23 protein-coding genes are annotated in these 21773 nt (G+C 38.1%); all 23 read right to left on the bottom strand.

The annotated features are described in order from the left end of the window. Position 1: 1 nt before the first annotated feature. The 23 genes from pyrH to fliM all read right to left on the bottom strand — a co-directional run bounded on the left by pyrH (position 2) and on the right by fliM (position 21731). Positions 2–724 (bottom strand): UMP kinase, encoded by a 723-nt coding sequence (pyrH, locus tag FCJ93_RS02555; protein WP_095308118.1) that lies wholly within the window; start codon positions 722–724, stop codon positions 2–4. A 118-nt stretch (positions 725–842) separates the two neighbouring features. Then, on the bottom strand, positions 843–1724 hold the full coding sequence (tsf, locus tag FCJ93_RS02550) for a translation elongation factor Ts (RefSeq protein WP_095308116.1): 882 nt from the start codon (positions 1722–1724) through the stop codon (positions 843–845). Positions 1725–1993: 269 nt separating this feature from the next. Then, complete coding sequence (gene rpsB, locus FCJ93_RS02545) at positions 1994–2695, bottom strand: 30S ribosomal protein S2 (RefSeq protein WP_095308115.1); 702 nt, start codon at positions 2693–2695, stop codon at positions 1994–1996. A 172-nt stretch (positions 2696–2867) separates the two neighbouring features. Continuing rightward, on the bottom strand, positions 2868–3467 hold the full coding sequence (locus tag FCJ93_RS02540; protein ID WP_137742840.1) for a hypothetical protein: 600 nt from the start codon (positions 3465–3467) through the stop codon (positions 2868–2870). A 9-nt stretch (positions 3468–3476) separates the two neighbouring features. After that, entirely contained in the window at positions 3477–3788 is a 312-nt protein-coding gene (locus FCJ93_RS02535; protein WP_137742839.1) for a hypothetical protein, read from the bottom strand. A gap of 44 nt (positions 3789–3832) precedes the next feature. After that, positions 3833–5170, bottom strand: a complete 1338-nt coding sequence (locus tag FCJ93_RS02530; RefSeq protein WP_170211187.1) for a DUF342 domain-containing protein — start codon at positions 5168–5170, stop codon at positions 3833–3835. Between the two features lie 63 nt (positions 5171–5233). Then, entirely contained in the window at positions 5234–5998 is a 765-nt protein-coding gene (locus FCJ93_RS02525; RefSeq protein ID WP_095308107.1) for a FliA/WhiG family RNA polymerase sigma factor, read from the bottom strand. Between the two features lie 267 nt (positions 5999–6265). Continuing rightward, positions 6266–6763, bottom strand: coding sequence for a chemotaxis protein CheD (locus FCJ93_RS02520; RefSeq protein ID WP_095308105.1), 498 nt, complete (start codon positions 6761–6763; stop codon positions 6266–6268). Further along, positions 6756–7397 carry a chemotaxis protein CheC gene (locus FCJ93_RS02515; RefSeq protein WP_095308103.1) on the bottom strand — a complete coding sequence of 214 codons (642 nt, stop codon included), beginning with the start codon at positions 7395–7397 and terminating at the stop codon, positions 6756–6758. The genes FCJ93_RS02520 and FCJ93_RS02515 overlap by 8 nt, the downstream gene beginning before the upstream one ends. 5 nt (positions 7398–7402) lie before the next feature. Beyond that, positions 7403–7873, bottom strand: a complete 471-nt coding sequence (locus FCJ93_RS02510; RefSeq protein ID WP_095308101.1) for a chemotaxis protein CheW — start codon at positions 7871–7873, stop codon at positions 7403–7405. 63 nt (positions 7874–7936) lie between these two features. Further along, complete coding sequence (locus tag FCJ93_RS02505; protein WP_095308099.1) at positions 7937–9994, bottom strand: chemotaxis protein CheA; 2058 nt, start codon at positions 9992–9994, stop codon at positions 7937–7939. A 168-nt stretch (positions 9995–10162) separates the two neighbouring features. Beyond that, entirely contained in the window at positions 10163–11257 is a 1095-nt protein-coding gene (locus FCJ93_RS02500) for a protein-glutamate methylesterase/protein-glutamine glutaminase (RefSeq protein ID WP_095308097.1), read from the bottom strand. An 8-nt stretch (positions 11258–11265) separates the two neighbouring features. Further along, on the bottom strand, positions 11266–12129 hold the full coding sequence (locus tag FCJ93_RS02495; RefSeq protein ID WP_095308095.1) for a MinD/ParA family protein: 864 nt from the start codon (positions 12127–12129) through the stop codon (positions 11266–11268). Then, positions 12113–13288, bottom strand: coding sequence for a flagellar biosynthesis protein FlhF (flhF, locus tag FCJ93_RS02490; protein WP_095308094.1), 1176 nt, complete (start codon positions 13286–13288; stop codon positions 12113–12115). Before flhF ends, FCJ93_RS02495 begins: the two co-directional genes overlap by 17 nt. After that, positions 13285–15321: a flagellar biosynthesis protein FlhA gene (gene flhA, locus FCJ93_RS02485; protein ID WP_095308092.1), complete on the bottom strand. Its 2037-nt coding sequence runs from the start codon at positions 15319–15321 to the stop codon at positions 13285–13287. Before flhA ends, flhF begins: the two co-directional genes overlap by 4 nt. A 164-nt stretch (positions 15322–15485) precedes the next feature. Continuing rightward, complete coding sequence (gene flhB / locus FCJ93_RS02480; RefSeq protein ID WP_095308090.1) at positions 15486–16568, bottom strand: flagellar biosynthesis protein FlhB; 1083 nt, start codon at positions 16566–16568, stop codon at positions 15486–15488. A gap of 1 nt (position 16569) precedes the next feature. Further along, positions 16570–17346, bottom strand: coding sequence for a flagellar biosynthetic protein FliR (gene fliR, locus FCJ93_RS02475; protein ID WP_095308088.1), 777 nt, complete (start codon positions 17344–17346; stop codon positions 16570–16572). 4 nt (positions 17347–17350) lie between these two features. Then, a complete protein-coding gene (fliQ, locus tag FCJ93_RS02470) occupies positions 17351–17620 on the bottom strand; it encodes a flagellar biosynthesis protein FliQ (RefSeq protein ID WP_095308086.1) in 270 nt (89 codons plus the stop codon). A gap of 86 nt (positions 17621–17706) precedes the next feature. Then, positions 17707–18372 (bottom strand): flagellar type III secretion system pore protein FliP, encoded by a 666-nt coding sequence (gene fliP, locus FCJ93_RS02465; RefSeq protein ID WP_095308084.1) that lies wholly within the window; start codon positions 18370–18372, stop codon positions 17707–17709. Continuing rightward, the gene (locus FCJ93_RS02460; RefSeq protein WP_095308082.1) at positions 18369–19040 is read right to left on the bottom strand and encodes a flagellar biosynthetic protein FliO; all 672 of its coding nucleotides are present in this window, start codon (positions 19038–19040) and stop codon (positions 18369–18371) included. The genes fliP and FCJ93_RS02460 overlap by 4 nt, the downstream gene beginning before the upstream one ends. A gap of 73 nt (positions 19041–19113) precedes the next feature. Continuing rightward, positions 19114–19476 carry a response regulator gene (locus FCJ93_RS02455; protein ID WP_095308081.1) on the bottom strand — a complete coding sequence of 121 codons (363 nt, stop codon included), beginning with the start codon at positions 19474–19476 and terminating at the stop codon, positions 19114–19116. Between the two features lie 19 nt (positions 19477–19495). Then, on the bottom strand, positions 19496–20743 hold the full coding sequence (gene fliY, locus FCJ93_RS02450; protein ID WP_095308079.1) for a flagellar motor switch phosphatase FliY: 1248 nt from the start codon (positions 20741–20743) through the stop codon (positions 19496–19498). Continuing rightward, on the bottom strand, positions 20733–21731 hold the full coding sequence (gene fliM, locus FCJ93_RS02445) for a flagellar motor switch protein FliM (protein ID WP_137742838.1): 999 nt from the start codon (positions 21729–21731) through the stop codon (positions 20733–20735). Before fliM ends, fliY begins: the two co-directional genes overlap by 11 nt. Between the last annotated feature and the right edge of the window lie 42 nt (positions 21732–21773).

The raw sequence follows: 21773 nt of genomic DNA, 5'->3' as shown, positions 1-21773 counted from the left end.
TTTATTTCCCCCTTACAATTGTTCCTATCGTTTCACCAAGAACAGCTTTTTTAATATTTCCATTTTCCATAATTGAAAATACAATTAGCGGGATATCATTGTCCATGCATAAAGATGAAGCGGTAGAGTCCATCACTGCTAAACCTTCCTTTAACACATCTAAATATGATAATTCATCATATTTCTTAGCATTCGCATCCACTCTTGGATCTGCTGAGTAGACACCATCGACATTATTTTTAGCCATCAAAATGACATCTGCTTCAATTTCTGCAGCTCGCAATGCGGCTGTTGTATCAGTAGAAAAGTACGGGTTTCCAGTTCCTGCAGCAAAGATGACGACGCGCTTCTTTTCAAGATGGCGAATGGCCCGACGTCTAATATACGGTTCTGCGACTTGACGCATCTCAATCGATGTTTGCACTCTCGTTTCTACTCCAACTTGTTCTAAACTATCCTGTAATGCCAGTGAATTCATCACCGTCGCAAGCATCCCCATATAATCAGCATTAGCGCGATCCATACCCATTTCTTCACCAATTTTTCCGCGCCAGATATTGCCTCCACCCACAACAACAGCAACTTCAACACCAAGTTCAGCTAATTCTTTCACTTGATTTGCCACCGATTTTATAACAGTTGGGTTAATTCCAAAGCCTTTTTCACCAGCTAATGCTTCACCACTTAATTTTAAGACGACTCGTTTGTATTTTGGACTGCTCATGAGAACCTCCGTATGTATAATTCGGATCCCTTGTTCATTGCTACTTTAAACTAAAGGCATCATGTTTGTTTTTGAAAATAGGGAACACAACGTGTCCCCTATCGGTTTTAAATTCAAATTATTTTTTAACTTGGCTCATTACTTCTTCAGCGAAGTTATCTTCACGTTTTTCGATACCTTCTCCAACTTCATAACGAACGAAGTCACGAATCTTACCGCCTTTAGCTGAAACGAATTGTCCAACTTTTTGATCAGGATTTTTAACAAATGCTTGATCGTTAACACAAACGTCTTCAAAATATTTGCCTAGACGACCCTCAACCATTTTTGCAACAATATTTTCAGGTTTACCTTCATTTAGAGCTTGCTGAGTTAGAACTTGACGCTCACGTTCAACTTCTTCTGCAGACACTTCATCACGAGAAACATACTTTGGATTTAAAGCGGCAATATGCATGGAAACATCTTTAGCAGCTTCTTCATCTGTCGTTCCTTCAAGAACTGTAAGAACCCCGATGCGTCCGCCCATGTGTAAATACGCACCAAATGCATCGTTGTCACCTTTTGTCTTAATTTCAAAGCGTCGTAATGACAGTTTTTCACCGATTTTAGCAATCGCCGCATTAATATGAGCTTCAACTGTAGAACCATTATCCATCGTTTGGGCAACTGCTTCTTCGACATTAGCTGGTTTCTTCGCAAGCAGATGATCGCCTAACTCTTGTACAAGTGTTTGGAATCCTTCATTTTTAGCAACAAAATCTGTTTCAGAATTTACTTCAAGAATGACAGCTTCATTGCCGTTTACTTTAACTGAAGTTAAACCTTCTGCAGCAATACGATCGCCCTTTTTCTCAGCTTTCGCAATTCCTTTTTCACGCAAAAGGTCAATTGCTTTTTCTAAATCGCCATCAACTTCTTGAAGCGCCTTTTTACAATCCATCATACCTGCGCCTGTTTTTTCACGCAGTTCTTTAACCATTTGTGCAGTAATTGCCATAATGAGTTATCCTCCTTAAATCTATGTATCATTATTTTTAGCTCGACTAGCAAAAGCTAATCTTTAATCCTTCATTTTTCTCAAAAAAAGGTGATAAAGAAGGGTAAAGCCCTCTTATCACCTTCATTGAATCAACTCTATGATGTCTAGTTCCAGCGCCTAGTCCCTAAAAATTCACTTGTGAATCCGCCAAGGAGGTTAAAGAACAACCTCTTTGGCGGCTCATCTTGTGCTTGTCAGAACTGAGCAAGGCGCTTCCACTTTTTCCATTACGCAGTTGTTACTTCTTCGCCTTGTTTCGCTTCTAAAATCGCATCAGCCATTTTTCCAGTTAATAGCTTAACTGCACGAATCGCATCATCGTTAGCAGGGATTACAACATCGATCTCATCTGGATCACAGTTTGTATCAACAATACCTACGATAGGAATATTTAATTTATGAGCTTCTGCAACAGCAATGCGCTCTTTGCGTGGGTCAATGATGAATAAAGCATCTGGAAGTTGCTTCATGTCTTTAATTCCACCTAAGAACTTTTCAAGACGCTCTTGCTCTTTTCTTAAACCGACAACTTCTTTTTTGGGAAGCACTTCAAAAGTACCGTCTTCAGACATTCTTTCAATATCTTTAAGTCGGGCAATGCGCTTTTGAATGGTTTCGAAGTTTGTTAAAGTACCACCTAACCAGCGTTGGTTTACATAGTACATTCCAGAACGTTCTGCTTCTTCCTTCACAGAATCCTGTGCCTGTTTCTTTGTACCAACAAAAAGAACTGTACCGCCATTTGCAGCTAATTCTTTTACCCAGTTATAAGCTTCTTCAACCTTCTTAACTGTTTTTTGTAGATCGATAATATAAATGCCGTTACGTTCAGTGAAGATATATTTCTTCATTTTTGGGTTCCAACGGCGAGTTTGGTGTCCGAAATGTACACCAGCTTCAAGCAATTGCTTCATAGAAATTACTGACATGTTTCTTCCTCCTAATGGTTTTGTTTGCCTCCGCCCATATCATCTTTAGTCAAAAACTGTTTAATGCGCTTGACAAATTGTCTTCATATTAAACAGCACCATTTGCCCAAATCCATGAACGTGTGTATTAACACCATTTGTAAATATAGCATATGTGTCATGACGAATCAAGTCATTCTTTTTCATTTTGTCGTAATTTGAATAATAATTCTAATTCAGTTTTGCCTTTACCAAGCTTTTTAGCAATATCCTCGATTGACAGACCTTGTTTTTGCAACAAAATTGCTTTGTGATAAACTGATTCATCATTTATATCATCGCTATCTTCTATTTTCTCTCTCTGTGCTTCCTTATTCTCAAGATTAGGCTTGACCTTTTCTTGGTCAAGTTTTTCTTCACTATTACCATTTACATTTCGGTATGCTTTGACTGCTTGAAAAACAGTTCCTTTACGATAGGTGATGTTTTCACCCTTTTCAAGCTGGACGCGTTCTTTGTTAAGCTCCATATTATCGTCTATTTGCTCGGTGATCGCCATTCCCTGCCCTGCTTCAGTCTTACTTTGAACTTGACTTAACTTCTCGATAAATTTTTCATTTTCCTCTGTCATTTCTATTAAATAACTCGATATTACCTCTTCAATCTCTTTAAGAATTTCTTCCTGCCTTTTTTCGACTACAAGAAGTCTGTTTTGACGCAAATAAAGAATAACGATACAAAATAAAGCGACAATATTTAAAATTAAACTGATAAATAAAAATAAGTTCGTCATGGTACCCCTCTATCCGCTGTAATCCACCCTTGTCCCTTTGTATGGATGCTGTTCCTTTGGATGGTGTTTCTGTTTTCCTTTGTTCGATCCATGTTGTTGAGACTGAGACTGTTCCTCGCGGTGCCTCTCTTTTTGAAATCGGGTGACATCCTTTTGTTCATGTTTAATAACTGAATTTTTCTTTTTTTCCTCTTCCCTTTTCACACTTAGGGAGGCAAGATCATGCTGTAGCTGACCTCGTTGCTGCATTTGCTCTAATAATTTCCCCGCATCATGTGTTCTAGGAAGTGCGACCTGCATTTCAATTGCTTTGAGGCTCATTATTCATTCACTTCCTCACTAAAATAATTAAAGGCAAAGGCGTGCTAAATTGGTTGAAATACAATTTCTTTATTTTCTAATATAAATTTCACATATGAATGCGTTTTCTGAATTACTCTGATATATTTGCCAAAACAAAGACTTGTGTTTGGATATATTTTTTCATAAACATAGACAGCATAATGTTCTCGATTCCCTTTTTTGGCTTCGATCGCTTCAAGCTCACCTTCAACCTGTGCTAATTTAAGCTCTAATTGCTGCTTTGTTGCTCTTTGTTTGACGATCAGCACTTGTTCCTGCGTGGTAGGCTTTCCTTTTATTTTCGCTGCTTCAACTAATTTATTTTCGATCATTCTTAACTTTTTTATATTTTCAGAGAGCTCCTTCATCTCTTTTCTAAGCTCTATTTCTTTTTGTTCAATAGAAGAGTCATAGCCAACATAAAGCTCTGTTTTTGTGAATAGATGGTTTCCAACCTCTTTCACATGTATATCTTTTCCTGAACGAAGAACGCCACCGATAATATGACCTTGTTTACAGTAGATTGATTCTTTTGCCTCAATCTGGCTATGGAGAGAGGAAGTGTTAATAATTACATCCTGACCAGCACGAACATCTGCCTGATTTAAGTAATTTGCTTGAATGCTTCCTCCTGCCACTACTTTACCACGATTCCCAGCTGTAATTCCGCCAGAGATCAGGATATTCCCTCTAGCAATCAGTTGTGCACCTTCCACAAGTCCAGTGATTTTAATGTCACCGCCAGCAATAACTTCATACCCGGTTGGAACATTGCCACGAATAACAACATTGCCAATGAAATTAATATTGCCTGTTTTTAAATCTAAATCTCCATTTACTTCAAATACAGGGTTAACAGTAACCATTTTTTGGGTAACGCTTACTTGACCGTCCGTTGTTGCAATAAATTGATTTCCTTCCTTAATAACATTTTTTCCAGCCCTTGTCTTCAATGGTTTGCCGTCACGAGCAGGGAGTAACTTTCCCGTTACTCCACGTCCGTTTACACCGTTAGTTTGCGGAACTATTTTGGCAATCACTTGGCCATTCTTTACTGAAGGGATATCGAGTACTTCACGAAAATTAATTTTTTCTTTCTTTTCCGATTCTTCTTTTTGTATCTCTAAAATTAAATGTGCATCTTCGCCATTTTTTGGTTCAATGCCCTCTGCAATCGTAAGGGGATAATTTTGCACCTTCGGTTTTGCCGCAATTTCATGAAGCAACGAATGATTAATACCAAAAGAGACATTTTGCTCCCCTAAAAATGTCTCAAGGGCATTAACTGAAATTGAAAAATTTTCGTCCTGTTTATCAATTAATTCAATGTCAGCTTTCAATTGATCTTTACTTATTCTCACGCGAAAGGGTATCTCCATTTTCTCCGGCCCTCTTTCTTTTCTTATCTTCCATTTACAAGTGTATTAGATCATTTTACTTAAAGATTGTCTCAGCTTAAATATTGCTTTTGAATGGATTTGTGAAATTCTTGAAGTGGATAAATCTAGTACTTGTCCAATTTCTGTTAAGGTGAGTTCTTCTTGATAGAACAAACTTAAAACAAGTTGTTCTTTCTCATTTAATTGGGCGATCATTTCCGACATTTCTTGAATCAGTTCATCCTTTACGATTTTTTCCTCGGGAATATCGGCCTTTATATCCTTTATTGTATAGGCTTGACCATCTTTTTCGTCTTGGTCGCTACCACGCTCATCAATTGAAAGAATGCTTGCAAAAAAATGCTCATTCATTGTGGCATGGACTTCTTCTTCAGGCATGTCTAGCTCAATAGCAATATCTTTAGCCGTCACATTCCTCATAAATTTTTGTTCAAGTTTTCCGATAGTGGCTTCGATCTTTTTCGCTTTTTCCCTCGTACTCCTTGATAACCAATCTTCTTTTCTTAGACCATCAATGATTGCCCCGCGAATTCTGAATGACGCATACGTATCAAATTTCAATTCTCTTGTCGGATCAAATTTTTCCAGCGCATCATACAAACCCATTAATCCAAGGCTATGAATATCATCTCTTGATACATTTTTTGGAAGGCCAACAGCTACCCTTTGTACGTGATAACTGACAAGAGGCATATATTTTTTGACTAACAGGTTTCCTGCTTCTGAGTCGCGGGTCGAAATCCATTTATCCCATATTAGTTGTTCCTCAGTTGTTAATACCTGTCCCATTGCAACCTCCCAATACTTTATTAAATTCCGACCATTATTACCAATAATCGTCGCACCTTTTGAACATATAAATAGCGAATTACATTTATCTTTAACATATTCTCATTCTTATAAGGCAGTAGATTTATACTATTATTATAGCAAATTCACGTTCATCATATTAGAGAAGTTCGAAAATTGTCACAACTATTATTAAAGATCATTAATAGGAAAATATACCCATAAACAAGAAAAATCAGTCCTTTTTAGGGGACTGATTCAACATGACTAAAGATTAAAAACACCTTTGTTAACGGTGCGTATGTGGAGTAGACAAGTTTTTGGATCGAACTCAATCGTTCGACCGCTATTTCCACCAACATCTTCTCCAACAATGGCAATCTTATAAGCTGCAAGCTCTCTTTTCACTGCTTCCACATTTCTCGGGCCAATTCTCATCATGTCATTCGAACTAGAGAATTGAAACATTTGTGCACCGCCAGCCAGCTTTGCCTTCAATGAATAGTCCCGTGCGCCATTTTTTAACAATCGATTGACCAGTTCCTTTACAGCAGTATCCGCGTATTTTGCAATATTAAAGGCTCCACCCTTTGCAAGTGTGGAATCAGGTAGCATTACATGTGCTAATCCGGCAAGCTCTTTCCCTTGATCATAGATAACAACACCAACACATGAGCCCAATCCCGATGTTCTTATATGATAAGGTGTTCTTACAATATTCATATCCGCAATCCCAACCTTAATCACTTGAACCGTATCATTCATTCTCAGTTACTCCTAATGCTCGAAAAATAATCTCAAAAGAGTCTGGATCAGGCAAAAGGAAGAAATGCCCCTTTACACTTTTAGGACCATTATAATCATCATCATCTAATGCTGTATCAATCACAATAGCGAAGTCACTGACCTGGGACAACTCGATTAAACCATAGCTAATAATGGCACCAACCATGTCTATACTTAATGCGGGAACAGATGGATATAAATCTAATTTGGTAAAATCTGATAAAGACGATAGATATGAGCCTGAGAGAATATTACCAAGCTCTTGCAGGGCAGACATTGCTATTTCGTCATAAGGTAGTTTCTCAAATGAAAATTGACTATCTCCGGTCATTTCTTTAATAAACGTACTTGCTTGTTCTAAAGATAGAACGAAAAACATACTTCCCGGAGCATCTCCCTCAATTCTTAAAAAAACACTAGCGACGATATTTTCTGGACCACCCGCCATCTCCATCATCTCATCAAAGGAAACAACTCTGACTTTCGGCACCCTCATATCAATTTTCTTATTAAGTAAGGTTGAAAGAGCGGTCGCAGCATTTCCAGCCCCAATATTCCCAACTTCTTTCAAAACATCTAAGTGAACGGTTGAAATTTTCTCCAGAAAACTCATAATAGTTAGCCTTCTATCTTACTATCTGAACGAATTTCATCCCGATTCAAAATTTTCTCAAGATCCAATAAGATAAGAAGCCGTTTATCAATTTTGGCAACTCCACTTATGTACTCTGCTTCCTCAACACCAACCACTTCTGGCTGTGGCTCAATAGAGTTCATATTAACATCAATAACATCATTGGCCGCATCGACAATTAAACCGACTTCCATATCATCAAAAGAAATGATGATCACTCTTGTGCTTTCAGTGTATTTAATTTCATCAAGACCAAAACGCAGTCTTAAATCGATAATCGGTGTTACAACACCTCTTAAATTAATGACACCTTTCACATATGGAGTTAATCCAGGCACTCTAGTAATATGCTCTATCTTTTCTATCGAGTTCACTTTGTTTACCGGAATGGCATATTCCTTTTCTTTCAACTGAAAAACAATGAATTTAATATCCTCTGTTAAAGTTTCAGCCATTATCGTCACCTTCCTTTAAAAGGGGTTCCTCCACAGCTATCCGTGGAGAATCGTTTCACAAATCTATTTGATTAATGCGTTGCAGTCTACGATTAGCGCAACTTGACCATCACCAAGGATTGTTGCACCCGATATAGCAAAGACATTCGTTAAGTAATTACCAAGCGATTTAAGAACGACCTCTTGCTGACCAATAAAGGAATCAACAATCAACCCAGCCATCTTATCGCCTTTTCTTACGATAACAACAGAGTAAAATTCGTCCTCTTCCTCTTGGCTCGGCACTTGAAAAATATCTTTCAAGAATAGAAGTGGTACTACCTTGCCGCGGAAATCAATCACTTTTTGATTATGGGCATTTAAGATTTCATCCTTTTTAACAATTGCCGTTTCTATAATGGAAGAAAGAGGAACTGCGAACTTTTCCTTTTCAATTTCAACAAGCATAACAGAAATAATTGATAGAGTAAGAGGTAATTGGATAGAGAACGTCGAACCTTTCCCTTCTCTTGACTCAATCGAGATCGCACCGCCCAATGATTCAATTGTATTTTTAACGACATCTAGTCCTACTCCGCGACCAGAAACATCTGATATTTTATCGGCAGTCGAAAATCCAGAAGCAAAGATTAACTCGAATACTTCCTTATCAGTCAGTGTTGAGGCCGTTTGTTCATTAATAATTCCGTTTTTAATTGCTTTTTCAAGGACTTTTTGTTTTTTGATTCCTGCACCGTCATCATCAATCTCAATAAAGACATGATTACCACTGTGAAATGCTTTTAACACAACCGTCCCCTCTTCATGCTTGCCGTTCGCTTTTCGAACATCCGGCGTCTCTAAACCATGATCGAGTGCATTTCGAATGAGATGGACAAGGGGATCACCAATCTCATCAATAACAGTTCTATCGAGCTCCGTTTCAGCGCCAATAATTTCCAAGTTAACCTTTTTGCCTAAATCACGAGCTAATTGTCTAACCATTCTAGGGAAGCGATTGAACACCGTTTCTACAGGGACCATTCTCATATTTAAAATAATGTTCTGCAGATCACCGGTAATCCTGGACATTCTCTCAACTGTTTCATGTAGTTCTTGATTTTTCAAATCATTAGAAATCTGTTCTAATCGACCACGATCAATCACAAGCTCTTCAAATAAGTTTAGTAAAATATCAAGTCTTTCAATGTTTACTCTTATGGTTTTGTTGCTAGCTTGTTTCGTCGTACTTGTCTGCTTTTTCTGTTCCGTCTCAACAGGAACATCAGAATTTGTTGTTGCTTCTACTGTTTTCTTGCTTTCCTCTTCACTAGAAGCCTCAGTTGTTTCCTGTTTATTTCGAATATCTCCGAGTGAAATCGCATTAATCTCCACCTTTTCGACTTCGGAAACTTTCATAATTATTTTCTTTAAGTCCTCTTGGTTTTCTTTTGAAACGATCGATACGGTAAATTCTTGATCAAACTGCTCTTCTTCGAGTTGATCAACAGGTGGTGTTGATTTAATGACTTCTCCAACCTTCTCCAACACTTCAAATACCATATACACTCGAGCCGCTTTAAGAAGACAATCCTCCCTTAAGGCAATCGTAATTTCATAGGCCTCAAAACCTTGCTCTTTCGATTGCTCAAGAACTGTGTATTCAAATTCATCGTATTCACTTTTAAAAGTTGATGTCGTTGATTCTGCAGCAGTAGTAGTAGCGGCAGCCTCAGCCTGCGACTGTACCTGCAGCGGACTTTCACCCTTTTCAATCAATTTTAATTTTTCTACTACTTCTGTTACATTTCTTTTTCCATCTCCACCATCAGCAATCGAAAATACCATTGCCTCCAAATCATCAACTGCTTGAAAGACAACATCTAATATTTCAGGCGTGACCGATAGTTTATGATTGCGGATCGCATCAAGAACATTTTCCATTTGATGGGTCAAACTAGCAAGATCCTCATAACCCATTGTTGCAGACATACCCTTCAAAGTATGAGCTGAGCGGAAAATATCATTAACAATGTTTATATCTTCAGGATTTTTCTCAAGATCAAGCAATCGTTCATTACAGCTTTGCAAATGTTCTTTGCTTTCTTCAATAAACACTTCAAGATATTGATTCAATTCCATTTTCTTACCCCCTTCGACATATCTGGGATGTTCAAAAAGTTTATGCAAGATAGCTAGCGAATTCTCCGACTTTACCTAGACAAATGGTTTATCCATCTCCCAGGATAGCAGACCTCTCAACCTACTAATCTCATTAATTTGAACAATCACTCACTCTTTCAATTTTCCCTAAATATATTGCAGTATCGTTTCAGCAATTTTGTCGACATTTTCAACCTCATCCACCAAATTAGTAGCAATAGCTGCCTTGGGCATTCCATACACGATCGATGTCGCCTCCGACTCTGCAATAGCTGTTACCTCACCGCTATTCTTTAACTCTATTAATCCCTGTGAACCATCAGCCCCCATTCCTGTCATTATAACGGCAATTTTCGTATAACCTGAAATCGTGCTGATCGATTGAAACATCACATCTACAGAAGGGCGATGACCGCTTTTGGGTGGTATATTTGTACTCAGTTCAATCTTTAACCTTGCTCCAGCTTCTTTTACAAGTAAATGGTAACCACCGGGAGCAATATAGATCGTACCTTTTTCTGCAATTTCCCCATCCTCCGCTTCCTTCACACGGCACTCAGATAAAGAATCGAGTCTAGCAGCAAGACTTTTTGTGAATCCAGCCGGCATATGTTGGACAACAAAAACAGCGGCATCCAAATCTTTTGGTAACTTTGTGACTACCTCTTGTAACGCTCTGGGACCACCTGTCGATGTCCCTATACAAATAATCTTTTTACCATTAGCATGACTTTTTTGAGCGGGACGAAGTGACTGTCCCTTTCGTTCTATTTTACTACATTCTTTTGTTGATGGAATAGTACTTTTGGCATAAGTGGTTTTTTTCATTATTTCAGCCAGATTAGCTTTGCTGGCAGAGATGACTTTCTCGATTAATTCTTCCTTTACCTTAATAAGATCAAGAGATATTGGACCAGATGGTTTTGTAATAAAATCGATCGCCCCATAAGAAATCGCTAGCATTGTATTCTCAGCGCCGAGCTGTGTTGTGCTAGACAACATTAATACTGGAACCGGACGTTCTTTCATAATTATTTGAAGCGCCTCTAAACCATCCATTACAGGCATTTCGATATCCATCGTTACAACATCCGGTTTTAAAGCACCGATTTTTTTTAATGCATCCTCCCCATTTCTTGCTGTGCCTATTACGTCTATAGAAGGATGCTCTGACAGAAAATCATTTATCAGTTTTCTCATGAATGCTGAATCATCAACAATAAGCACTTTAATTTTTGGCATTACCCGCCCTACCTTTCAAAGAGAAATCGCTTTAACTTTGAAACAAACTGAATAGCATTAGAAGATTGCATCTCATTAAAATTTTCCTGTTCATATCGCTCTGTAAGTTCTACTAACGCTTTAGAAGTTAGAGATTTTGTTGTTAAAACAAACGGTGTTTGATTCGCTACGGCTATTCTAACTGATTTATCATCGGGAATCATTCCAAGCAGCTTTAATTCACGCCTTAAAAATTTCTTCGTTACCGAATTAAGCCGATTGAAAGTTATCAGTCCATCATTTTTTTCAATTGTTCGGTTTACAACCACTAAAAAGGGGACTTTTTCATTTTGCATATGTATATGTTTCAACATGGCGTAGCCGTCCGTGATTGAAGTGGGTTCAGGTGTCGTAACAAGGATGATTTCATCAACTGACAGAATCAGTTGGAGTGTTTCTTCCGTTACACCCGCCCCCATATCAAAAATGACATAATCATACGCGTTTAAAACAGCAGAAAATTCCTCCGTAAACTTCTCAATCATGTCCTTGTCCAGCTTAAAGAGTCTATTCAACCCTGTACCACCAGCAATATAGTGGAGATTCTCAGGACCTTCCATCACAACATTGTTTAGAGATTCTTTTTTGTCAAAGAAATCAACAATTGTGTATTTTGATGATTTGCCTAATAAAATATCAATATTGCCCATTCCTACATCCATATCAAATAGTAGCACTTTATAGCCTTTACGACACAAGGAGATCGCAAAGTTTAATGAAAAATTCGATTTTCCGACTCCTCCCTTACCACTTACTACGGCAAGAGCCTTCATTTTTCTTAGCTTCGACATATTATTTAGACGTCTTCTCAGCGCTTCAGCTTGATCTTTCATCAGATTCATCCTCAAGAATCAATTTACTAATTACTTCTGCAGAAGCAGATACTTTATCATCAGGTACATCTTGTCCATTCGTTAAGTAAGCTACCCCAATTTGATATTTGTCGATCATATTATACATAGCCCCATACGTCGCTGTTTCGTCTAATTTTGTAAAAATAAACTGCTTAATATCAATACTTGAGAACTGCTTAAATATTTCTTCCATATCACTTTGCTTCGAAGTTAACGATAAAACGAGAAATGTTTCCATTTCGTTTTCATAATCGATAATATTTTTAAGTTCTTCCACATACCGGGGGTCACGAAAATTCCGACCTGCCGTATCAATTAAAACGACATCATAGTCTTTGAAAGTGTCGCAGGCCTTTTTAAAGTCATTCAAGTTATAACAGACCTCTAATGGGACCGAAAGTATTTTTGCATATGTCTTTAATTGTTCAATCGCTGCAATCCGATAAGTATCGGTTGTTATTAGCGCCACTTTTTTACGGAATTTTAACATTGAATCAGCTGCAATTTTTGCTAATGTGGTTGTTTTTCCAACACCCGTTGGACCTACGACATTTACATACTTTTTTGAAAAAGAGATATCACCGAATCTAAACATAGAAATCCGCTCAGCCATCTCCTCCTTGCACCACCGCTTGACATCATCAATCGTGGAATCTCTTCGATTCGTATACCATTTTTCAAGTAATGAAACCATTAACTCGTTGCGTATAGAGGCTTCAATTTCCTGTGAAATGAGCTTTTGATTGATGTGTTGCAGTAATTCTGGATAGACGGTATCTTCTCTTGTGGAAGAAATATTTTGCAACAGTTGTTTTACTTCCGTTAATTCCTTGATCACTTCAGAGGATGTATTTTCTTCTGCTTTGATAAATTTGAGCATAGGATTTTCTTTTTGTGTTGCAACCGGTTCATAGTAGAGCATTTTATTGATCGGTTTTTCTTTTACCCTTGTTTCCCGGCTATTGGACACTTGATCCATTGCTGCGATTACCTCAATGCACCTTTTTCGAAACAAACCAAGGAATCCACCAGTATAAACGATTTTTGAATTTAAGATTACCGCATCATTGCCTAATTCAGCTCTAATTCGCTTCATCGCTTCAGGCATTGAGCTAGCCACAAATTTCTTTACCTTCACTCAATATTCACCACCCCTACACTTTGTACCTCAACATTGGCCTCGAGTTCGTTATAAGACAATATTGGAATTTGTGGAAAATAGCGTTCTGTTAACTGTCTAATATACATGCGAACAGCTGGTGAACAAAGAACGATCGGAGTTTGCTCCATTAACGAAAGCTGTTCCACTTGTGCAGCGATGGACTCCAAAATCGACTGAGATACATTCGGATCAATCGATAAATAATTGCCATGCTCTGTTTGTTGAATGCCATCTGCGATTATTTTTTCAATTTTTCCAGAAACGGTTATAACTTTTAATTGCTCACCACCTGAACTGTACTGATTCGTAATTTGTCTTGCCAAAGCTTGTCGAACGTATTCAGTTAATAAATCAGTATCAGATGTCACCTTTCCAAAATCGGCCAATGTTTCAAAAATAATCGGCAAATTACGGATGGAAACATTTTCCCGCAACAGCTTTCCGAGAACTTTTTGTATTTCTCCAACAGATAATGGATTTGGTGTCACTTCTTCTACCAGTATTGGATAGCTCTCTTTTATATGGTCAATTAGTTGTTTTGTTTCCTGTCTTCCAAGTAGTTCATGGGCATTCGCTTTTATAATCTCTGTGATATGGGTGGAAACGACAGATGGTGGGTCGACTACCGTATAGCCAAATATCTCTGCCTGCTCCTTCATATCTTCTGTAATCCATTTAGCAGGGAGACCAAAGGATGGCTCCACCGTATCAATACCTTCTATTGAATCATCTTCGACTCCCGGACTCATTGCTAAATAATGATCAAGAAGGAGTTCTCCTCGCGCCATTTCATTGCCTTTAATTTTAAGCCGATATTCATTTGGCTGTAGCTGGATATTATCACGAATTCGCACAACCGGAATAACAAGGCCTAGCTCTATTGCTAATTGTCTCCTGATCATAACGATTCGATCTAATAAATCCCCCCCCTGGTTGGAATCTGCTAGCGGAATTAAGCCGTAGCCAAACTCAAACTCAATAGGATCGACATTTAAAAGACTAACTACGCTTTCCGGACTCTTCAGTTCATCTGTTTGAATGTCCTCTTCGACATCTTCCAATTGTTCCTTCGACACTTCTGGGATTTTAGTCATTCGGTAACCACCAAGAAGCATTAAACCACCTACAGGAAGCGTAAATAATGCCCCTATTGGTGTTAATAAACCTAATAATATAATGGTACCACCTGTCACGTACAACATTTTTGGATATGATAAGAGTTGTTTTGTTATATCCTGTCCAAGGTTTCCGTCAGAAGCAGCCCTTGTTACAACAATACCAGTTGCTGTCGAAATTAATAGAGCAGGAATTTGGCTGACAATTCCATCCCCCACTGTAAGAAGTGAAAATTTCGTTGCTGCTTCAGCGATCGGAAGCCCTAGTTGCGTAGCACCAATCACGATTCCAAAAAGCAGATTGACTAGTGTAATAATTATGCCAGCAATGGCATCTCCTTTCACAAACTTACTGGCACCATCCATAGCACCGTAAAAATCTGCTTCTCTGCTAACTTTCTCTCGACGTTCTCTTGCTTCATGCTCAGAAATCATACCAGCATTTAAATCAGCATCGATACTCATCTGCTTTCCTGGCATTGCATCTAATGTGAAACGTGCTGCTACCTCAGAAACACGTTCTGATCCTTTTGTGATGACGATAAAATTGATGATTACCAAGATAATGAAAATAACGAGACCTACTACGACATTTCCGCCGATTACAAATGAACCAAACGTTTCAACTACATTTCCCGCATCCCCTTTTGAAAGGATAGAACGAGTCGTCGATACATTCAAGCCCAAGCGAAATAATGTAACTAATAAGAGCAATGAAGGAAAAACCGAGAATTGTAGTGGTTCACTCATATTCATCGAAATCAGTAAAATGAGGAGAGCTATCGATATATTCACAATTAATAGGATACTCAATAGCCATGTTGGAAATGGGATAATGAGCATAGCCACAATTAAAATGACACTGAGTAATACAATTAAATCTTTAGCTCGCATGGTGTTTCCCCCTAATTGAAAGCAAATAGGCGCTAATTATTCTGTTGGGCCCTTCACAAACATATTTAATAAACAGTGCCCATTGCTAGATCTTAAGAAAATGAACAGAGATTACAAAGGAATCAATATAACATTATGATCTTTATTTAAATCCTGTTGTAAAATTAAATCTTGTTCTTAGCTCGATAAACATAGGCCAATATTTCTGCCACCGCTTTAAAAAATTCTTCAGGAATGGCATCGCCAATCTCAGTTTGGCTATATAAAGCTCTTGCAAGTGGACGATTTTCCACTAAAACGACATCATTTTCTTTCGCAATATACTTAATCTTCTGTGCTACATAATCAACACCCTTTGCCACAACAAATGGTGCATCAAGCTTACTTTCATCGTACTTTAAACAAACTGCATAATGAGTTGGGTTGGTGATCACGACATCAGCATTAGGAACTTCTTGCATCATTCGTCTCATTGCCATTTCACGTTGACGCTGTTTAATTTTTGACTTAATCAATGGATCGCCTTCGATGTTTTTATGCTCATCCTTGATATCCTGCTTCGACATTTTAATATTCTTTTCAAAATCATATTTTTGATATAAATAATCTAGTATCGACAATACTATTAATAAGATAGATGCAATTAATCCCATTTGCACTGTTAAATTTGCAATTGTTGTAATTCCAGCCCCAAGCGATTTTTGCGCTAATATCAGGATTTCTTCTTTTCGAAACCAAAGGACAGAAAAGGTAGCCAAGCCAACAAGCGAAATCTTTAAAATCGACTTTAACAGTTCTACGATCGCCCGAAGCGAAAAAATTCTTTTAAATCCTTTAATCGGATCCAATTTTTCCAACTTAGGTTGAATCGTTTCTGTTGAAAACAAAAAGCCAAACTGCATATAATTCGCTGCAACTCCCGCGATCATTGCGACAGCCATAATCGGAGCAAGGACAAATACAAGTTCCTGGAGAATATCTAAAAGGATAATCCGCAGATTATTTTCCGTTACATTCAAACCGATATACTGCTGATAAGAATGCTTAAAGATATTGAGTAATGATTCAAAAAAAAACTGTCCAGCAAATAATAGGGTGAGAAAAACAGCTAGTAACACGATTGCCGTATTAACATCTTGACTTTTAGCAACCTGCCCTTTTTTTCGACTATCTTGCCGTTTTTTCGGCGTCGCTTTCTCTGTTTTCTCACCTGCGAACAACTGTAAATCTAACTTTATCCATTCCATATTATGAACTCCCAATTAGATCCATAAGCCCCCTCATTGTACCGAGCATTAGTTCAAAAAGCTGTGAAACAACGCCCATCATAATCGCCATAACCGCAAATATGACAATGAAGCTAACTCCTATTTTCAGCGGTAGACCAACAACAAATACGTTTAACTGAGGAACAGTTCTTGCAACAATCCCCAAGGCCACATCCACTAAAAACAAACTCCCTACAACAGGTATAGCCATTTGTAAAGCAACCATAAACATGGAGCTAAAGGACTTAACCACATACTCAACCATGTTTTCATCCCCAAAAGGAATCCAAGCCTGATCTATAGGAATAAATTGATAACTATAGTACACACCATCAATTAAAAGATGGTGACCGTTTACACTCAGCAAAAAGAGCAGTGTAATAATGTAAAAATACTGTCCTGTTAAAGGGCTTTGTGCACCTGTTTGCGGATCAATGACGTTGGCAATGGCAAATCCCATTTGAAAATCTATAAACCCCCCAGCAATTTGAATAGCAGAAAGGATTAAATAAGCAATAAAGCCAACCAGTATGCCTACGAGCGCTTCTTTCATAATTAGCAAAAAGTAGGCACCATTTATTTCAAACAGCGGTGCTTCTACTGTATAAAACATAATCCAAGCAAGAAAAAAGCCGAGGCCGATTTTATGACTTGCAGGTATTGTTCGGTAAGAAAAAAGAGGCATCATCAAAAAAAATGATGTAACCCTAACAAAAATAAGTAAAAAAGCAGGAAATTCAGGAAGTAAATCTACCATAACATCAGCCTACAAACCTCGTTAAATTAGAAAAAATATCGTTCGCATAAGTAAGCATGCGACTTAACATCCACGGACCGAAGAAAACAATTCCTAGTAAGACAGCGACAATTTTAGGGACAAACGCTAATGTTTGTTCCTGGATTTGCGTCGTAGCTTGAAATACGCTGACGATTAAACCTACTATAAGAGCAAGCAATAGAAGTGGTCCACTAATCAATAGAACAATCCAAATCCCTTGTTCTGCGATTGAAATTACACTTTCTGGAGTCATCCAATTTCACCTTCTTTTTTTGCTTGTACAAATGAATATGATTAAAATGCTTACTTTCAAAGGTGTCAGCTTCTTAAACAAATTATTTAGAAGCTGTCCAATAGAGATTTCACAACTAAATACCAACCGTCTACCAGAACGAATAATAAAATTTTAAAAGGCAGTGAGATCATCACTGGTGGAAGCATCATCATCCCCATTGACATCAACACACTTGCCACGACCATGTCTATCACTAAAAAAGGAATAAAAATCATAAAACCAATTTGAAAAGCTGTCTTAATTTCACTTATCGCGAACGCCGGTATAAGTGTAGTAAGAGGGATATCTTCAATTGACTCCGGCCTTTCAGCCTGTGAATACTCTAAGAACAAAGCAAGATCCTTTTGCCTCGTATGCGCACTCATAAATTCCTTTAATGGCAGCGATGCCCTTTCATATGCTTCATCAAGGGTAATTTCTTCATTAAATAACGGTGTTAAAGCCTGTTGATTCACCTCACTAAAGGTAGGTGCCATAATAAAAAACGTTAAAAATAGAGATAAACCAATGATTACTTGGTTTGGTGGCATTTGCTGAGTGGCAAGCGCCGTTCTGACAAAGGAAAGAACAATCACAATTCTAGTGAATGAAGTCATCAGCACTAGAATACTTGGAGCCAAGGACATCACGGTTAGAAGTAGGATCAGTTTAACTGATGTTGAAACATTAGCAGGATCGCTATTGTTAAAAAATTCCATAAACTCATTCATTTCTCTTCTGACCCTTTCTTCTCCATTTCATCGTACATCTTCTTTCTTTGCTTTGTGATCTGATCTAACTGTGTTTTCAAGTGTGAAGAAAAAGAACGCTTTTCTTTTTCTTGATCCTGTTTTTGAAATGCTTTCGTTCTTTCAATTACCTTTGTCACAATATCGCTTGGACGAGCTAATTGTTCAATTTTGTGATTATGTTCCTCAATAATTTCTCGTGCTTCCTCTTCATCATCAATCTCTTTTAATAGTTGAATGTTTTCCCCCACACCAACTATAAGCAGCCTTTTGCCTACTTTAATAATCTGGACGGAGCGGTTTGAACCAACAGGTGCCCCACCAATATTTTGAATCAATTGCGTATCACGATAACCGTGGCTTTTTTTGTTTATAAACTTTAGTAAAAAATACAGAAGTGCGATCACAAATATGGTGGCCACAATCATTTTCATGAAGTCCCAAATCGTAATTCCCGCTGGGCCGCTTTCATCTACAGCCTCGTTGCTTGGAATCTCCTGTGGTTCAGATTCTTCCTCCACATTTTGTTGTTCTTGTTCAAACATATTTTTCACACTATCGTCTGGTTCTGCCTTAACCTCTGTATGAAATCCGATCACTAATACAACGGAAAGAAGAAGGATTTTGACGGATTGCTGAATTACTCGCAACTGGATGCACCTCTATATTTTGAATTCTAGTAGAGAAAGTATGGCGGCATGAAAGCCGCCCTTTAAATGAACACTATGCCAATGTTTTCGAAATCGCTTCAATAACTCGATCTGCTTGGAACGGTTTTACAATGAAGTCTTTTGCCCCAGCTTGGATAGCATCGATAACCATCGCCTGCTGCCCCATTGCTGAACACATAATTACCTTCGCACTTGGGTTTAATTTCTTAATTTCCTTCAACGCTGTAATTCCATCCATTTCCGGCATCGTGATATCCATCGTTACCAAGTCCGGATTCGTTTCTTGATACTTCTCAAGTGCCTGTGCACCATCAGCAGCTTCACCTACTACTTCAAAACCGTTTTTTGTTAAAATATCTTTAATCATCATCCGCATAAATGCTGCATCATCTACAATTAAAATTTTGTGCGCCATTAATCTTTTCCCCCATTGTTCATCTTAGTTTATTTAGTCGGTCTGTTTGACTAATGATATCTGTTACACGGACCCCAAAGTTTTCATCAATAACAACCACTTCACCCTTTGCGATTAAGCGATTATTTACTAATATGTCAACTGGTTCACCTGCCAGCTTGTCCAATTCAATAATTGATCCAGGAGATAGTTCAAGGATTTCCTTCACAGATCTTTTCGTTCTACCTAGCTCGACTGTTACTTGAAGCGGAATATCAAATAACATATTTAAATTTTTCGCCTCAGATTCTTGAAGCTGATACTGGTCAAAGCTAGAAAACATTGCTGGTTGTACTGTCGGCTGTGGACCGCTTTGATACTGCGCTCCGTAATGCTGTGGACCCGGTTGGTGATGGGCCATAGGCTGTTGCATTGGCGGAATTTGATATCCACCAGGCTGTGAACTTTGTTGTGAAGCTTCACTATACACTGGAGCCGACGCTTGTGCTCCAGCATTTACAGCGGCGCTTGCTGGTTGAGGCTGTTCATTATAGACAGCCGCTTCAGCGCTTGAAGCTGACTCTTCAGTCTTACTGCCAGATGGATTTAACAATTCTGCAACTAGCTCCTTGGCGAAACAGAGCGGTAACAACTGCATAATGCTGGAGTCGATAAGTTCTCCCACTCTCAACCTAAATGAAACCTTGACAAGCATATCATCTTTCGGTATTTTTTCAGTTCCTTCACCATGCTGAATATCCAACATATCAATTGTTGGTGGCGAAATGTCCACTTTTTTACTAAAGATTGTAGACATTGAAGTTGCTGAAGAACCCATCATTTGATTCATTGCCTCTTGAACAGCACTGAGTTGGATTTCTCCCAGTAACTCAGCAGGATTTAATCCATCTCCACCAAGCATTAAATCGGCAATAATGGCAGCATCCTCTTGTTTAACGACAAGTAGATTCGTTCCTGAGAAACCTTCTGTATATTTGACTTGAATCGCTACATAAGGGTGTGGAAACTCATCCTCTAAATCACTCTTTAAAATGACTGAAACGGTTGGTGTCGTAATATCAACTTTTTGATTTAATAATGTGGATAATGCCGTTGCCGAGCTCCCAAAAGAAATATTTCCAATTTCCCCTAAAGCATCTTGCTCCATTACTGTTAAATATTCTTCCACATTAACGTCTTCGTTTTTGGTGCTGTCTAGCTCTACATCATCTGTTCCTTTTAACAAAGCATCTATCTCATCTTGAGAGAGCATATCATCACTCACCATTATCGTCTCCCCCCTTCAATGTCTCTAATATTTGCACTGCAATTTTTTTATTGAGTTTTCCAGCTTGTCCCTTGAATTTTGGAACTTCAGCTATTTTAATCGTTAATGGATTTTCAATCGTTTGTTTTAATTCTATAACATCACCAACATCCATCATCAAGAAATCTTGAATCGTGATCTCGGCATTTCCCAATTCAACCGCAATAGGCAGATTGGCTCTTTTTAGTCGTTTTTCTAAAAGCTCGACTTCCTGAGGCTCTCTATCCTTTTTATCTGTCTGCATCCAATAATGGACAGAAAGCTTTGGTATTATCGGTTCTAAAACAACGTGAGGAATACAAATATTTATCATTCCTGTTGTTTCACCAATCGTGGTGTTAAGCGATATTACAACGACCGTCTCATTCGGTGAAACCATTTGTAAAAACTGAGGATTCACTTCAAAATCAGCCATTATTGGTTCAATCTCAGCGATTGTTTCCCAAGCTTCACGTAAGTATTCCAGAGAACGTTCAAACGTTGTCGTCATAATCTTTGTTTCAATTTCAGTTAAATTCTCAACTTTATTGATGCTGCTACCTTTCCCACCCATCATTCGATCCATCATTGCATAAGCAATGTTAGGATTCACTTCCATCAAGACTCGACCATCTAATGGGGGCACCTCAAATACATTTAAGATCGTCATTTTCGGTATGGAACGAATAAACTCCTCATATGGGATTTGATCAGCAGATGCAACTGAAATTTGAACATAGGTTCTCAATTGAGCGGAGAAAAAAGTTGTTAACAACCTGGCAAAATTTTCATGAATTCTTGTTAAGCTTCGAATCTGGTCTTTAGAAAATCTTAACGCTCTTTTAAAATCGTAAACTTTTACCTTTTTCTCGCTCGTCTCTTTCTTTAGTTCATCAGCATCCATTTCTCCTGTCGAAATGGCAGATAATAATGCATCAATTTCACTTTGTGATAAAACCTCTCCGGACACGAATCCTCACCTCCATTCACTTACATCTCAATTTTGTCGAAA

This window comes from Robertmurraya siralis (genome assembly GCF_005502275.1).
In the GTDB taxonomy this organism is placed as follows: domain Bacteria; phylum Bacillota; class Bacilli; order Bacillales; family Cytobacillaceae; genus Robertmurraya; species Robertmurraya siralis.
The sequence above is the reverse complement of the archived record's forward strand: the minus strand, read 5'-3'. Positions and strand labels throughout refer to the sequence as shown.